The 14547-nt window shown below is 55.5% G+C and carries 14 protein-coding genes and 1 pseudogene; 8 read left to right on the top strand and 7 right to left on the bottom strand.

Translation table 11 applies throughout. The features are described 5' to 3' along the window. Nucleotides 1–95: 95 nt before the first annotated feature. Both EQV93_RS13490 and EQV93_RS13485 read left to right on the top strand, forming a co-directional pair. A complete protein-coding gene (locus tag EQV93_RS13490; RefSeq protein ID WP_122781898.1) occupies nt 96–767 on the top strand; it encodes a response regulator in 672 nt (223 codons plus the stop codon). Then, nucleotides 760–2181, top strand: coding sequence for a sensor histidine kinase (locus tag EQV93_RS13485; protein WP_122781899.1), 1422 nt, complete (start codon nt 760–762; stop codon nt 2179–2181). Before EQV93_RS13490 ends, EQV93_RS13485 begins: the two co-directional genes overlap by 8 nt. 15 nt (nt 2182–2196) lie before the next feature. Here EQV93_RS13485 and EQV93_RS13480 read toward each other — a convergent pair whose 3' ends face one another. Then, the gene (locus tag EQV93_RS13480) at nt 2197–3015 is read right to left on the bottom strand and encodes an HDOD domain-containing protein (protein WP_146385241.1); all 819 of its coding nucleotides are present in this window, start codon (nt 3013–3015) and stop codon (nt 2197–2199) included. A 38-nt stretch (nt 3016–3053) separates the two neighbouring features. After that, nucleotides 3054–3995 (bottom strand): CAF17-like 4Fe-4S cluster assembly/insertion protein YgfZ, encoded by a 942-nt coding sequence (ygfZ, locus tag EQV93_RS13475; protein ID WP_240891732.1) that lies wholly within the window; start codon nt 3993–3995, stop codon nt 3054–3056. 151 nt (nt 3996–4146) lie between these two features. Between ygfZ and EQV93_RS13470 the strand changes: the two genes are divergently transcribed. Together EQV93_RS13470 and EQV93_RS13465 are read left to right on the top strand one after the other, a co-directional pair. Next, nucleotides 4147–4401 (top strand): FAD assembly factor SdhE, encoded by a 255-nt coding sequence (locus EQV93_RS13470; RefSeq protein ID WP_048363403.1) that lies wholly within the window; start codon nt 4147–4149, stop codon nt 4399–4401. Then, a pseudogene (locus EQV93_RS13465) lies at nt 4385–4837 on the top strand (protein YgfX). The gene EQV93_RS13470 and the pseudogene EQV93_RS13465 overlap by 17 nt, the downstream one beginning before the upstream one ends. Here EQV93_RS13465 and nadB read toward each other — a convergent pair. After that, nucleotides 4806–6422, bottom strand: coding sequence for an L-aspartate oxidase (nadB, locus tag EQV93_RS13460; protein ID WP_122781903.1), 1617 nt, complete (start codon nt 6420–6422; stop codon nt 4806–4808). The pseudogene EQV93_RS13465 and the gene nadB overlap by 32 nt on opposite strands. A 508-nt stretch (nt 6423–6930) precedes the next feature. On the opposite strand from nadB, the gene rpoE reads away from it, so the two are divergent. From rpoE to EQV93_RS13440, 4 genes are all read left to right on the top strand, one after another. Continuing rightward, nucleotides 6931–7512 carry an RNA polymerase sigma factor RpoE gene (gene rpoE / locus EQV93_RS13455; RefSeq protein WP_003172477.1) on the top strand — a complete coding sequence of 194 codons (582 nt, stop codon included), beginning with the start codon at nt 6931–6933 and terminating at the stop codon, nt 7510–7512. 31 nt (nt 7513–7543) lie between these two features. Next, the gene (locus EQV93_RS13450) at nt 7544–8134 is read left to right on the top strand and encodes a sigma-E factor negative regulatory protein (RefSeq protein ID WP_122781904.1); all 591 of its coding nucleotides are present in this window, start codon (nt 7544–7546) and stop codon (nt 8132–8134) included. Between the two features lie 8 nt (nt 8135–8142). Then, nucleotides 8143–9105 carry a MucB/RseB C-terminal domain-containing protein gene (locus tag EQV93_RS13445; RefSeq protein WP_240891731.1) on the top strand — a complete coding sequence of 321 codons (963 nt, stop codon included), beginning with the start codon at nt 8143–8145 and terminating at the stop codon, nt 9103–9105. A gap of 172 nt (nt 9106–9277) precedes the next feature. Next, entirely contained in the window at nt 9278–10705 is a 1428-nt protein-coding gene (locus EQV93_RS13440; RefSeq protein ID WP_122781927.1) for a DegQ family serine endoprotease, read from the top strand. Between the two features lie 86 nt (nt 10706–10791). Here the strand turns inward: EQV93_RS13440 and EQV93_RS13435 are convergent, their stop codons facing one another. The 4 genes from EQV93_RS13435 to EQV93_RS13420 form a co-directional block, all read right to left on the bottom strand. Next, entirely contained in the window at nt 10792–11280 is a 489-nt protein-coding gene (locus tag EQV93_RS13435) for an RDD family protein (protein WP_122781906.1), read from the bottom strand. Between the two features lie 95 nt (nt 11281–11375). Next, nucleotides 11376–11588 carry a cold-shock protein gene (locus EQV93_RS13430; protein ID WP_122781907.1) on the bottom strand — a complete coding sequence of 71 codons (213 nt, stop codon included), beginning with the start codon at nt 11586–11588 and terminating at the stop codon, nt 11376–11378. A 373-nt stretch (nt 11589–11961) separates the two neighbouring features. Then, nucleotides 11962–13086: a glycine cleavage system aminomethyltransferase GcvT gene (gene gcvT / locus EQV93_RS13425; RefSeq protein ID WP_240891730.1), complete on the bottom strand. Its 1125-nt coding sequence runs from the start codon at nt 13084–13086 to the stop codon at nt 11962–11964. Nucleotides 13087–13103: 17 nt separating this feature from the next. Continuing rightward, a complete protein-coding gene (locus EQV93_RS13420) occupies nt 13104–14480 on the bottom strand; it encodes an L-serine ammonia-lyase (RefSeq protein ID WP_240891729.1) in 1377 nt (458 codons plus the stop codon). Between the last annotated feature and the right edge of the window lie 67 nt (nt 14481–14547).

Raw genomic sequence — 14547 nt, 5'->3', positions numbered from 1 at the left:
TTCACTAACCTTTCAGGGTAGTGCACTGTTTTTTGCCCTTCACAAGCGCCTCAGCGTCTGTACACTCCGTGCACAAAAATAATGAGGCAAATCCCATGCGTGTTCTGTTGGTCGAAGACCAGTTGCAGTTGGCCGAGAGTGTGGCTCAAGCCCTTAAAACACAGGGTTTGACCGTGGATGTGCTGCACGATGGGGTGGCTGCCGACCTGGCGTTGAGCAGTGAAGAATATGCGGTGGTTATCCTTGATGTCGGACTGCCACGTATGGACGGTTTTGAGGTGCTTGCACGTATGCGGGCGCGCGGCAAGAACCTCCCTGTATTAATGCTGACAGCGCGCAGTGACGTACGTGACCGGGTTCACGGGTTGAATCTGGGCGCCGATGATTATTTGGCCAAGCCGTTTGAGTTGACCGAGCTGGAAGCACGAGTCAAAGCCTTGTTGCGGCGCAGTGTGTTAGGTGGCGAGCGCCTACAGGAGTGTGGTGCGCTGATCTACGACCTGGGTACGCGACGTTTTAGCCTGGGGGGTGAAATGCTCAATCTCACCTCGCGTGAACAGGCCGTGCTGGAGGCCTTGATCGCAAGGCCCGGCAGAGTGATGAGCAAAGAGCAATTAGCCGCGCAGGTCTTTGGCCTGGATGAAGAGGCGAGTTCCGACGCCATCGAGATTTACATACACCGTCTGCGAAAAAAACTGGATGGTCATTGCGTGGCGATTGTGACGTTCCGGGGCTTGGGCTACTTACTTGAAGGTCGCGATGCATAAGCTCGACAGCTTGCGCTGGCGCTTGCTGTGGAACCTGACATTAATGCTGGTGGTGTTGATGCTGGCCAGTGGTTTAAGTGCGTATTACAACGGCCGTGAGGCCGCTGATACCGCGTATGACCGAACCTTGCTGGCGTCTGCTCGCACTATTGCTGCTGGCCTTTCGCAGCGCGATGGCAGCTTGAGCGCCGATGTTCCTTATGTAGCCCTCGACACCTTTGCCTACGACAGTGCAGGCCGTATCTACTATCAGGTCAATGATATTCATCAGCGCCTTATTTCCGGCTATGAAAACCTTCCTGCGCCACCCCCCGGCACGCCCCGCACCGATGACTATCCGGCCTTGGCGAGTTTTTATAATGGCCAGTATCAAGGTCAGAATGTGCGCGTGGTGAGTCTGCTCAAAGCGGTAAGTGAGCCGAACATGAACGGCATGGCTGAAATTCGAGTGGCCGAAACCGATGAGGCGCGTGTGTCCATGGCGCGCAGCTTGATGGCTGATACGTTACTGCGTCTGGGCATGCTGGGGCTGGGCGCACTACTGGTTGTATGGTTGGCCGTCAGCGCTGCCTTACGACCGCTGGAACGCTTGCGGCGTGCCGTCGAAGAGCGTGAGCCGGATGACCTCAGGCCGTTGCCGCGAGTGGCGGTGCAACGTGAGTTGCGGCCTTTGGTACAAGCGCTCAACCACTTTACCGAGCGTTTACGTGGGCAGTTTGAACGTCAGTCGCAATTTATTGCTGACGCGGCACACGAGCTGCGCACGCCTTTAGCTGTCATCAAAGCCCGCCTTGAATTGGGTTTGCGCGCCAATGATCCTGCGACCTGGCGCAGTACGCTTGAACAGGCTGTGCAAGGGACAGATCGATTGACCCACTTGGCCAATCAATTACTGTCACTGGCTCGAATCGAGAATGGTGCGCGAGCGATAGCTGAAGGGGGCGCGCAAAGGCTCGACCTCAGTCAACTGGCTAGAGAGCTGGGCATGGCTATGGCTCCTTTGGCGCATGCGCGAGGAGTTGCGTTGGCACTTGAGGCCGATCAACCGGTCTGGTTACGCGGCGAGCCGACATTGCTCAGTGAGTTATTGAATAATTTGCTCGACAACGCGATGGCGCATACGCCCATAGGCGGCAATGTGATCTTGCGGGTTACACCGCAAGCGGTGCTGGAGGTCGAGGATGACGGGGTAGGGATTCCCTTTGAAGACCGCGAACGTGTGTTCGAGCGTTTTTATCGACGTAACCAGCAAGTCGCCGGGTCGGGCTTGGGGTTGGCGATTGTGGGTGAAATTTGTCGCGCGCATCGGGCGCGCATCACCCTGCATGACGGCGCACAAGGCGGGTTGAAAGTACGTGTCAGTTTTGCCCCGTTGAGCGGTGGGCGGGGCGGTGAAGCTGATGAAGAAAGGTAAACCCTACGGCCAGCCTTAAATAAACATCCCGCGTGCGGTGTTTAATTCGCTCAGCAATTTTGGGCTGTCGGCCTCGATTCCCAATTTTAAAAACGCAGGCAGGGCGTTCAGTTCTTGTCTAAGTACCGTCTCGCCATGTTGAGAACAGATGACCGTCGCAATTTGCACCAGATCGATATAGTCAAGGTGTGCTGAGTTTCGACTGAAGTCGAGGTATTGGCCGGGTAGCTTTACCAGCATTTCCGGAAACTCCCAGCCGGCGAGCAATTTGTCCCCGATCAGCGGGTGGATGCATTCAATGACGTGATTGAGTGAAACCGGGTCTGATAGCAATTCGTTGTGGTCTTCGGCATAGGTCAGAATCGGTAGCACGCCGATTTGATGAACCAGCCCACCGAGTGCGGCCTGGTCGGGTTTGAGCGAGGTGTAGCGCCGACACAGGGTGTAGCAAATACCTGCGACTTCCAGGCTTTTGCGCCAGACATCCCGCATTTTTCGTTCGACCACTTCCGAGCGGGCATGGAAGATTTGCTCCATGACCAGCCCGATGGCCAAATTGCTACTGTAGTTGACGCCCAGGCGGGTGATGGCAGTGTGCAGGTCAGTCACCTCATACAGGGCTCTCAACAAGGGGCTGTTGACGACTTTAATCAGCCGCGCACTCAATGCGGTATCACGACCGATGACTTTGCTCAGATGACTGACGCTGATTTCAGGATTTTCTGCAGCCTTGCGAATATTTAACGCCACTTCCGGTAGCGTCGGCAAAACCAGGTCATCTTTATCGATGGCCTTAATCAAGTCCATTTGGACTTTGTGCGCCAACATGCTCATTTCTATTCTCTACCGTACCGCGATTCAATGTGTGGCAATTAGCGCTGGATCTCGCGATCGCGGTCTAGTGTGTAGGGCAAGTCAAGCACCGTCAGCTTGGGACCTTGTGCCTCAGCCACATGAATTTCGCCTGCTTCAACTGCATCAGCGGTCAGGACGGCGAGCAACTCGATGCCTTCTTCTGCGTACGCGGCAATGACCACTTCGCCTACGGCACTGCTGTGACCGGGGGCAAACAGGGGGGTTCCAGGGAGTGGCAGTTCGGTGGCGCCGAGCGACAGGCGGTACAAGCGGCGCTTGAGCTTGCCCAGATATTGCATGCGCGCGACTATTTCCTGACCGGTGTAACAGCCTTTTTTGAAGCTGACCCCGCCCACTGCTTGAAGGTTGAGCATTTGTGGAATGAACAGCTCTCGGGTTTCACCCATGACCTGACCAATACCGTCGCGAATTTGTCCGAGCAGCCATTGATTGAGATCGGCTTCACTCAGTTGCGTTTTGAGACGCTGCGAAAGGTCTTCGGACTGCTCTGCAGGGGCCCATAATTCAACCCGTTCATGGGATACGCGAATGGCAATCAGACCATCTGCCCTGGCCACACTGTCAGTCTCTGCAGGCAAATGTATACCCAGACTGTTAAGCGCCGCGTCACCTTTGTAGAGGCCGAAACGCGCCCAGCGGGCACTGTCGTCGGTCAGTTTTGATTTGGAGAATACGGCGTATTTTTTCAGGTCTGCCAACTGAGGTTCAACCAGTTCGCGCGCCATCGCCAGCAAGCAACCTTCAGGCTCAAGGACGATGCGAAAGCTGGACTGCATCCGGCCTTTTTGCGTGCAGCGGGCACCCAGACTGGAGTGGGTTTCACTCAAGTAATTGAGGTTACAGGTCAATTGGCCCTGCAAGAACTTGCTGGCGTCGGTGCCGATAACAGCGAGAACGCCTTCGTGAGACAGGGTGCAGAAAAAAGCAGAGTCGGCCATGGGTCATCGCAGGTAATAAAGTCTGAGGCACATCATAGAGGGGCGATCTGCAAATGGGTAGTTCGCAAGGATCAACGAGCAGCGACCAAAGCCGACTGTTCTAGAGTGGATCGGCCTGTATACTTGCGCTCTATTTGTTGAGGAACGCTCCATGGTCGAAGATGTTGAACTCAATCGTCTCTACTGGCACAGCCGCCGCGGCATGCTTGAACTTGACGTTCTGCTGGTGCCTTTCGTCAAGGAAGTGTATGCCACCCTTAATGATGTTGACCGCGAATGCTATCGCAAGCTGCTTGAGTGTGAAGACCAGGACATGTTCGGCTGGTTTATGGAGCGCTCGGAGTCCGAGGACCCAGAGTTGCAGCGCATGGTTCGCATGATTTTGGACCGTGTCCAGCCCAAGTAATTACTTCGAATGCCGCTGGCAGGCCTCCGGGCAGTTGCTGGCGGCGTATCTTGCAGCCCAGTTACTGGCGTTGATCGCAATTGGTCTTCTTGCTATTCCCGTCTAGGCGCGCCTCCTTGGCGCAGTGTTGTGCCTGTTGCATGGGCTCTGGACTGTGCCCAGGCATATCACGCTGACCCACTCGAGGGCGTTCAGTGCAATGCGTCGCGATGCACAGGGTTGGCAATTGTGGAGTCGTGGCAAGGGTTGGCAAGCCATGCAGCTGCGTCGCGACAGCCTTGCGTTGCCTTTTGTGGTGATTGTGCGCTTCAGATTGAGCGGCGAGCGGCGTATTCGGGCCGTGTGCATTCCCCACAACGCGCTGGCGCCGGATCAGCACCGGCGTTTGCGCGTACGACTCAAATTCAGCCGGCGTAGGTGGTTGGCACCAGAATAGTATCGAGCGCTTCGGGCAGCATGTGCGGGTAGTCGAGGGTGTAGTGAAGGCCCCGTGATTCCTTTCTCGCCATTGCGCTGCGGATCATCAACTCTGCAACCTGTGCCAGGTTACGCAGTTCGATCAGGTCGCGGCTGACCTTATAGTTGCTGTAGAACTCGTCAATCTCGTCCAGTAACAGGCGCACACGATGCTGCGCACGTTGCAGGCGCTTATTCGTTCGCACGATACCCACGTAGTCCCACATGAAACGGCGTAACTCATCCCAGTTGTGGGCAATGATCACGTCTTCGTCCGAGTCCGTGACCTGGCTGGCATCCCAGCTTGGCAACGCTGACGGGATGGTGATGCGTTGCAATTGGGAAAGGATGTCTTGGGAGGCAGACCGTGCGTAAACGAAGCATTCAAGCAGTGAGTTGCTGGCCATTCGATTGGCACCGTGCAAGCCGGTAAAACTGGTTTCACCAATGGCATACAACCCCGGCACATCGGTGCGGCCATGGCCGTCGACCATCACACCGCCACAGGTGTAGTGCGCCGCAGGCACCACCGGAATCGCCTCTTGGGTGATATCGATAGAGAATTCCAGACAGCGCTCATACACAGTCGGAAAGTGGGTTTTGATAAACGTGCTGGGTTGATGGCTGATATCCAGATACACGCAGTCAATGCCCAGACGCTTCATTTCGTGGTCAATGGCGCGGGCAACAATATCGCGTGGGGCCAATTCCCCTCGCGGATCGAAGCGGTGCATAAAACGCTCGCCGTTGGGCAATTTGAGGTGAGCACCTTCGCCACGCAGGGCTTCAGTGATCAAAAAGCTTTTTGCTTGAGGGTGGTACAGGCACGTGGGATGGAACTGATTGAACTCCAGGTTGGCCACGCGACAACCCGAACGCCATGCCATAGCGATGCCATCACCGCAGGCCCCATCGGGATTGCTGGTGTACAGGTACACCTTGGCGGCGCCGCCTGTTGCCAGTACGGTGAAGCGTGAACCAAAGGTGTCGACTTCGCCGCTCGTGCGGTTTAACACGTAAGCGCCCAGGCAACGATCACCTTCAATACCCAGTCGCGGTTCGGTAATCAGGTCAACGGCCACGCGCTGTTCGAGCAACTCAATATTGGGTCGCAGGCGCGCCTGATCGAGCAGGGTTTTGAAAATCGCTGCGCCGGTTGCATCGGCGGCGTGGATAATTCGCCGATGACTGTGGCCACCTTCGCGGGTGAGATGGAACTCAAAACCCGGATGATCGGGGTCGGCAGGTTCGTCACGGGTAAACGGCACACCTTGATCGATCAGCCACTGAATCGCCTCGCGGCTGTGCTCGACGGTGAAGCGAACCGCATCTTCATGGCACAGTCCGCCTCCGGCGTTAAGCGTGTCTTCGACATGCGACTGTACGGTGTCGGTATCGTCCAGCACGGCAGCTACGCCGCCTTGCGCCCAAAATGTCGAGCCATTGGCCAGATCGCCTTTGCTCAGCACCGCAATGCGCAGGTGTTCCGGCAATGTCAGGGCAAGGCTCAAACCGGCAGCGCCGCTGCCAATCACCAGCACATCATGTTGAAAATGTTGGCTCATTCTTCTGACATCCGCAAAAAAAGCGCCCACTAGTATATAGAGGGGGGGATCGGCACAATAGCCGGGCCTTGGTGGCATTTGGAAAGTACAGCGGGGGGCAAGTGTGCCTCAGACTTTAAGTGCCTGCATGTCGATTTGCACAAATAATCGGCATGGGTTCACAGGGTGAATCAAGGGGTGACCTTGTCCTCAAGTCTCGAATGATGGGGTTTCGTACGAGACTTTTGAACTTTTCTGATCGCCAAGGGTTCCATAGAGGGTTGTCCTTCATGGAGGAAAACAGCGCCGCAGTGCAGCTAGGTTTGTGTTTTGACCCGGATGCACACGCTGGCGACAAGATTATCGACGCAGCCGGGCAGGCCCGAGCTGCGTTTTTCGTGCGTGCCAAATTCGAGTGCGCAGGAAACTTGCCAAGGGGGAGAGAACTTTTGTGTAAAGCCCGAGTCTATGTTTGCAAGCCTGATCAATTAGCAAAGCAATCTTCCTCTCGGTCTTATGAGGAGTATTCATGCTAACCCAGGAAGAGGATCAGCAACTGGTCGAACGCGTACAGCGCGGCGACAAGCGAGCTTTTGATCTGCTCGTGTTGAAGTATCAACACAAAATTCTCGGGTTGATCGTGCGTTTCGTGCACGACACCCATGAAGCCCAGGATGTCGCCCAGGAAGCTTTCATCAAAGCTTACCGGGCACTTGGTAATTTTCGCGGTGACAGTGCCTTTTACACATGGCTCTATCGCATCGCCATCAACACGGCGAAAAACTACCTGGTGTCACGCGGTCGTCGTCCACCCGATAGTGATGTGAGTTCTGAAGACGCTGAATTTTATGATGGGGATCACGGTCTCAAGGATCTGGAGTCGCCGGAGCGCGCTTTGCTTCGTGACGAGATTGAGGGCACGGTCCACCGCACCATTCAGCAACTGCCAGAAGATTTGAGAACCGCGTTAACTTTACGTGAGTTTGATGGTCTGAGTTACGAGGACATTGCGAGCGTCATGCAATGCCCGGTGGGTACCGTGCGCTCCCGGATTTTCCGCGCTCGGGAAGCCATTGATAAAGCCCTGCAACCGTTGTTGCAGGAAAACTGAGACAGCGGCGACAGCCAAGAGAGGAACCGCAATGAGTCGTGAAGCCCTGCAGGAATCGCTGTCCGCGGTGATGGATAACGAAGCGGACGAACTGGAACTACGTCGGGTATTGAATGCCTTTGACGATACACAAACACGTGATACCTGGTCTCGTTACCAAGTGGCCCGTGCTGTGATGCACAAGGACCTGCTAATTCCGCGTCTGGACATCGCATCAGCCGTTTCGGCCGCTTTGGCTGAAGAGCAAACCCCTGCCAAGGTTGTACGTGGTCCGTGGCGCAGCATCGGCCGTCTGGCCGTCGCTGCTTCGGTCACAGTGGCCGTGTTGGCGGGTGTACGCCTGTACAACCAGGACGACATCGTCGGTGCTCAACTTGCTCAGCAAGGCAGCCCGCAAAGCGTGATTACGCCGACTGTTAAAGGCCCGGCAGTACTGGCCAACTACAGTGAGAGCGCCGATCAGGGCACGGGCCCGATGGCCAATGGTGTGCTGCAAGGTCAGCCGGGTTGGCAAGATCAGCGTCTGCCGGGTTATCTGCGTCAGCACGCTCAGCAGGCCGCGATGAAGGACACCGAAAGTCCTCTGCCTTATGCACGTGCTGCAAGCCTGGATAACCGTTAAGGAACATGATGCGCGTTCTACCTCTGTTACCTCTTCTGCTCAGCGGCTGGTTTGCCGTACCTGCTCAGGCGGATGATGCCCAGGACTGGCTTAAACGTCTTGGGCAGGCTGAGCAGCTGCAAAGCTATCAAGGCACTTTCGTTTACGAGCGTAATGGTAGTTTTTCTACCCATGGCATTTGGCACAGCGTGCTGGATGGCAATACGCGGGAACGGTTGATGCAATTGGATGGCGCTACTCAGGAGGTAGTTCGCAGTGACGGACGCACCGATTGTGTCGGTGGCAAGACGATTTCCGGACTAGGCAAAGTCAGCGTTGCCGCGCCGCGCAAGTTTGATGCGCAAAAATTGATCAACTGGTATTCAGTGGCCAAGACGGGAGACTCACGGGTTGCCGGTCGGCCGGTTGAAGTGATTACCTTGACCCCGCGCGATCAGCATCGCTATGGGTTCGAACTTTATCTGGACAGCGAAACCGGTGTGACCCTCAAGTCCTTGCTGCTTAATGACAAAGGTCAGTTGCTGGAACGCTTTCAGTTCATCACGTTTGATCCTGCTGCGCCCAGCGAGAGTCAATTAAAGCCTACAGCGCGATGCCTTCCAGTGGTTGCATCAAACACCTCAGCGTCTGCGCCAAAATCATCCCAGATTTGGCACTCGGACTGGCTGCCGCCCGGCTTTGAACTGGTCGCAAGTGCTGTTACACGTGATCCCCAGACTAAGTCAGAAGTCACTAACCTTTTGTATGACGATGGCTTGACCCGCTTCTCGGTCTTTCTTGAGCCGTTGCTTGGCGCTGCGGTTCCCGACAGCCGCTTGCAACTGGGTCCCACTGTTGCTGTTTCACGTCACCTGACCAGCCCGGACGGCGATATGATGGCGACTGTGGTAGGTGAAATTCCGATGGGCACCGCTGAGCGAATCGCGTTGTCAATGCGCTCAGGTGTTGTCACGCCTCAGGGTAAGCCCTAGGCGGTTCAGACATGGCAGGTGACAATTTCAGTTTGCCATTCTCTTATTATGAAGGTCAGAGTCCTGAAGGGCTTTGGCCTTGTTTGTTTTTCGGGGTCTGAAAAACGGTCTATGCTTTGACCTTGGTTTTTGGTGCCTGCCGCTTAACTTTGCTGCTAATAACGGGAGCTGTATATCGATGCCTCGATTGAAATCTTATTTACCCATTTTTGCAGCCGTACTGATGCTCGGGCAGGCAGTGCCAGCCTTTGCTGAAGCACAGCTACCTGACTTCACGCAGTTGGTCGAGCAAGCCTCGCCGGCAGTGGTGAACATCAGTACTACGCAAAAATTGCCGGATCGTCGAATTTCCAGCATGGGCCAAATGCCTGACCTGGAAGGTCTGCCACCAGGTCTCCGTGATTTCTTTGAGCGCAGCATCCCGCAACCGCGAGGCGGGCAGGGCGGACGACAGCGTGAGGCTCAGTCGTTGGGTTCAGGTTTTATCATCTCGCCGGATGGTTACATTCTGACCAACAACCATGTGGTGGCCGATGCCGATGAAATCATCGTGCGCCTGTCCGATCGCAGTGAAATGAAAGCCAAGGTTATCGGCACCGATCCGCGCTCCGATGTGGCCTTGTTGAAAATCGATGGCAAAAATTTGCCTGTCTTGAAACTGGGCAAGTCTCTGGACCTCAAGGCGGGTCAATGGGTGGTGGCGATCGGATCTCCGTTCGGTTTTGACCACACGGTGACCCAAGGGATTATCAGTGCAATCAATCGCAGCTTGCCGAATGAAAGCTACGTGCCATTTATCCAGACAGATGTGCCAATCAATCCGGGGAACTCGGGCGGGCCTCTATTCAATCTGGCGGGCGAAGTGGTCGGCATCAACTCGCAAATCTACACCCGTTCCGGTGGGTTTATGGGGGTGTCTTTCGCGATTCCTATCGACGTCGCGATGGATGTTGCCAACCAGCTGAAGGCCGGTGGCAAGGTTAGCCGTGGCTGGTTGGGCGTGGTCATTCAAGAGGTCAACAAGGATCTGGCCGAGTCGTTCGGTCTGGAAAAACCAGCCGGTGCGCTGGTGGCTCAGGTGCTTGAGGACGGCCCTGCCGCCAAAGGTGGTCTGCAAGTGGGTGACGTGATTCTAAGCATGAATGGTCAGCCAATCATTATGTCTGCTGACCTGCCGCATCTGGTCGGCGCACTCAAGGCGGGCAGCAAAGCAAGCCTGGAAGTTGTTCGTGACGGCAAGCGCAAAACCCTGGACCTGACCGTGGGTGCTATCCCTGACGAAGGCAAGGAAATGAACGCTGTCACCGGCGCCGAGCAAAGCAGCAACCGTCTGGGCGTGTCTGTGGCGGACTTGAGCGAAGAGCAGAAGAAAGCTAACGACATCAAGGGCGGCGTCATCATCAAGGATGTTCAGGACGGTCCAGCGGCCTTGATCGGTCTGCAACCGGGCGATGTAATCACCCACCTGAACAACCAGGCAATCAACAATGCCAAGGAGTTCGCTGACATTGCCAAGGCATTGCCGAAGAATCGTTCGGTGTCGATGCGGGTTCTGCGTCAGGGACGTGCCAGCTTTATTACCTTCAAGCTGGCCGAATAGTTGATGCTCATGCGTAACCCTTAGCGGGTGCCTTAGGCTGCGCAAATAAAAGCCCGTATCGAGAGATGCGGGCTTTTTTGTATGCTCTATTTTTTCGGCTTGGGAATGCGTACCAACTGAGTGCTGGAATACAGGTCATGCCAAGTGCGCTTTTGTCTGTCAAACAGCGACCAGAAAAACCCCAGCCCTAAACACAGCCATGAGCCAATCGATACGATAAACCGCAGCAAAGCTTGCCACAGGCTAATGGCGGTGCCGTCGGCATTCTGAACCCGCACACCCCACACCTGCATGCCCAGGGTTTGCCCTGAGTGAGTCCAGAACTTGGCGAAGAAAGCGAACAGAACAAAAAACAAGATCGTAGAGAGCAACGGGTCGCCATCCAAGGCACCGGATTCTGACAGTGCCCGCATTTTGGCTTCGCCGATAAAGCCCATCATGACCAGCTTATAAATAAAGGTGGTGACGATCAGCAAGGCCGTACACAGCAAAGAGTCATAGAAGATGGCTGCCAGGCGACGCCCCAGACCGACGGCAGGAAACTCGCCTTGGGGGCTAAGCGGTGGATTTGACATGGCAGGCTCTCTGTAAGGTAAAAAGCAATCTTACAAAATTGCGCCCATAAAAAAGCCTCTGATATCAGTATCAGAGGCTTTTGTGCAGCAGAAAATTAACCTTCGGCTTGCACTTCGTCAGCTTGCAGGCCTTTTTGGCCCTGAACCGAGATGAAGGTAACTTTCTGACCTTCTTTCAGGCTTTTGAAACCATTGCCCTGAATGGCTCGAAAGTGCACAAACAAATCGGGACCGTTTTCAGGGGTGATAAAACCAAAACCTTTCTCGTCGTTGAACCACTTGACGGTACCGCTTTGACGTTGGGACATTTCTTAATTCCTTGACACTAACAATTGATGGCAGCCTCTTCGCGTGGAAGAGGACCGGTGCTGGGTTGCAGGAAGTAAGAGACGTAGAGCGGGTTGTAGCAAACAATGAAGCTACTGCCCAGGTCACGGTTCCAGCGACCCATGCAAACACAGTAAGCAAACTCTACGAAAATGAAATTAAAAAAACAACCCTCTATTCGAAGTGTAGTGAGTTCTGTTTGTTATGGTTGAGTGCTGTTTAATAAACAGAACATATTAATAGTCGTGTTCAATTGAATGAATGTTTTAAGTCAATTTTTTACTATCGTTATCCGATATTGATATATCGCAGTTGCAGGCACTTGTGCAGGGCCTGCAACGGTTAAGGCCGCGTTTAACCTCTGTAATAGCGCTGCGGCACAAACGGCATTTTCGCCACTTTCATCGGCACTCGTTTACCCCGCACGATGGCCCAGACTTCGGAGTCCAATGGGGTAAACGCGGTGTTCACATAACCCATCGCCAAAGGCGCACCCAGCGTAGGGCCAAAGCCGCCGCTACAGACCGTGCCGATAGACGTACCGTTAGCATCGACAATCTCTGCACCTTCACGTACCGGGGTGCGTTCTTGTGGCAGCAAACCCACACGTTTGCGCGTCACGCCCTTTTGCTGTTGGTCGAAAATCTGTTCTGCGCCCGGGAAACCTCCGGCACGCGTGCCATCGCTACGGCGCGCCTTTGAAATCGCCCACAGCAAGCTTGCTTCAATCGGCGTGGTTTCTTGATTCATATCGTGCCCATACAGGCACAGCCCGGCCTCCAGGCGCAGCGAATCCCGGGCTCCCAGACCTATCGCCTGAACCTCGGGCTCTGCCAGCAGGCGGCGAGCAAGCGCTTCAGCGTGTTCGGCCGGGACGGAAATTTCAAAGCCGTCTTCGCCGGTATACCCTGAGCGGCTGACATAACACGGCACACCTTGCAGCGTGACCGGGGCAAATTGCATAAAGGTCATGCGGGCCACTTCAGGCGCCAGCCGTTCCAGCACAGTCACAGCCTGCGGGCCCTGCAGGGCAAGCAGAGCGCGCTCTTCGAACAACGGTTCGATCGTGCAATGGGCGCTCAAGTGTTTGCGCAGATGCGCCAGATCCTGTTCTTTGCACGCCGCGTTGACCACTAGAAACAGTTGATCATCACCCAGGTTGGCAACCATCAAGTCGTCCAGAATGCCGCCTTTTTCGTTGGTAAACATGGCATAGCGCTGCATGCCCACTGGCAAGTCAATAATGTCCACCGGCACCAGAGCTTCCAGGGCCTGGGCAGCATTAGCACCGGTCAGGCGAATTTGACCCATGTGCGATACGTCAAACAGCCCGGCATGCTCACGGGTGTGTTGATGCTCTTTCATTACACCCAGTGGGTATTGCACGGGCATGTCATAACCGGCAAAGGGCACCATGCGGGCGCCGAGCTCAATGTGCAGTGTGTGCAGAGGGGTTTTAAGCAGTTGTTCGGTGGACATTCGAGACTCCTTGAAAATCAGCACTCAATAATGTTGACAGCCAGACCGCCGCGAGCGGTCTCTTTGTATTTGCTTTTCATGTCGGCGCCCGTCTGGCGCATGGTGCGGATCACTTTGTCCAATGACACAAAGTGCTGACCGTCGCCTCGCAAAGCCATGCGCACGGCGTTGATGGCCTTGACCGAACCCATGGCGTTACGCTCAATGCAGGGCACTTGCACTAATCCGCCAATCGGGTCGCATGTCAGGCCAAGGTTGTGCTCCATGCCGATCTCGGCTGCGTTTTCAACTTGCTGAACGCTTCCGCCCAGCACTTCACACAAGGCCCCGGCAGCCATCGAGCAAGCCACCCCAACCTCGCCTTGGCAGCCAACTTCGGCCCCTGAGATCGAGGCGTTTTCCTTGTATAAAATGCCAATGGCAGCGGCCGTGAGCATAAAGCGCACCACGCCGTCTTCATTGGCACCGCCAATAAAGCGCATGTAGTAATGCAACACAGCGGGAATGATCCCGGCCGCGCCGTTAGTGGGGGCAGTCACCACGCGCCCGCCGTTGGCGTTTTCTTCATTGACCGCCAGTGCATACAGGTTCACCCAGTCGAGCACCGAAAGCGCATCGCGCAACGCGGCCTCGGGGTTGCTGCACAATTGACGGTGCAGGGCGGCGGCCCGTCGCTTGACCTTCAAGCCTCCGGGCAAAATGCCTTCGTTGCGACAGCCTGCGCTGACGCAGTCCTGCATGACTTGCCAAATGTTGAGCAGACCCCTGCGAGTTTCGGCCTCCGGGCGCCATGCGCTTTCATTGGCCATCATCACCTGACTGATCGACAGACCGTGGGTGACGCAATGGCGCAGCAGGTCTTTAGCGGTCTTGAACGGGTACTTCAGCTCGGTGCTGTCCTCGACGATGCGATCAGCGCCCGCCGCGCCTTCATCGACTACGAAGCCACCGCCTATGGAGTAATATTCGCGGCTGCGAATTTGAATGCCGGCGGCGTCCAGAGCGCGGAAAATCATCCCGTTAGGGTGATAGGGCAGGGGTTTACGAATCATCGCCAGATGCGACTTTTCATTGAAATCGATGGGGTGTTCGCCCAGCAGGTTCAAGCGCCCGCTGCTGCGGATCGAGGCCAGACGTTCGGCCACGGTGTCAGTGTTAACGGTGTCCGGGTGTTCGCCCTCCAGGCCCAGCAATATGGCTTTGTCGCTGCCATGACCTTTGCCGGTAGCGCCCAGTGAGCCATACAGCTCCACTTTTACGCAGGCGGTATTTGGCAGTAGCTCATCGCGGCGCAACCCTTCGACAAAGCGCGCGGCTGCGCGCATGGGGCCGACGGTATGGGAGCTGGAAGGGCCGATGCCAATCTTGAACAGGTCGAACACGCTTAACGACATAGGGTTCTCCGGTTTCTTATTAGGGACAGGTGAAAAGGTGTAGCCGCTGCCGCAGGCTGCGATGGAC

The organism is Pseudomonas sp. TMW22091, assembly GCF_022496705.1.
Lineage (GTDB): Bacteria > Pseudomonadota > Gammaproteobacteria > Pseudomonadales > Pseudomonadaceae > Aquipseudomonas > Aquipseudomonas saxonica.
The sequence above is the reverse complement of the archived record's forward strand: the minus strand, read 5'-3'. Positions and strand labels throughout refer to the sequence as shown.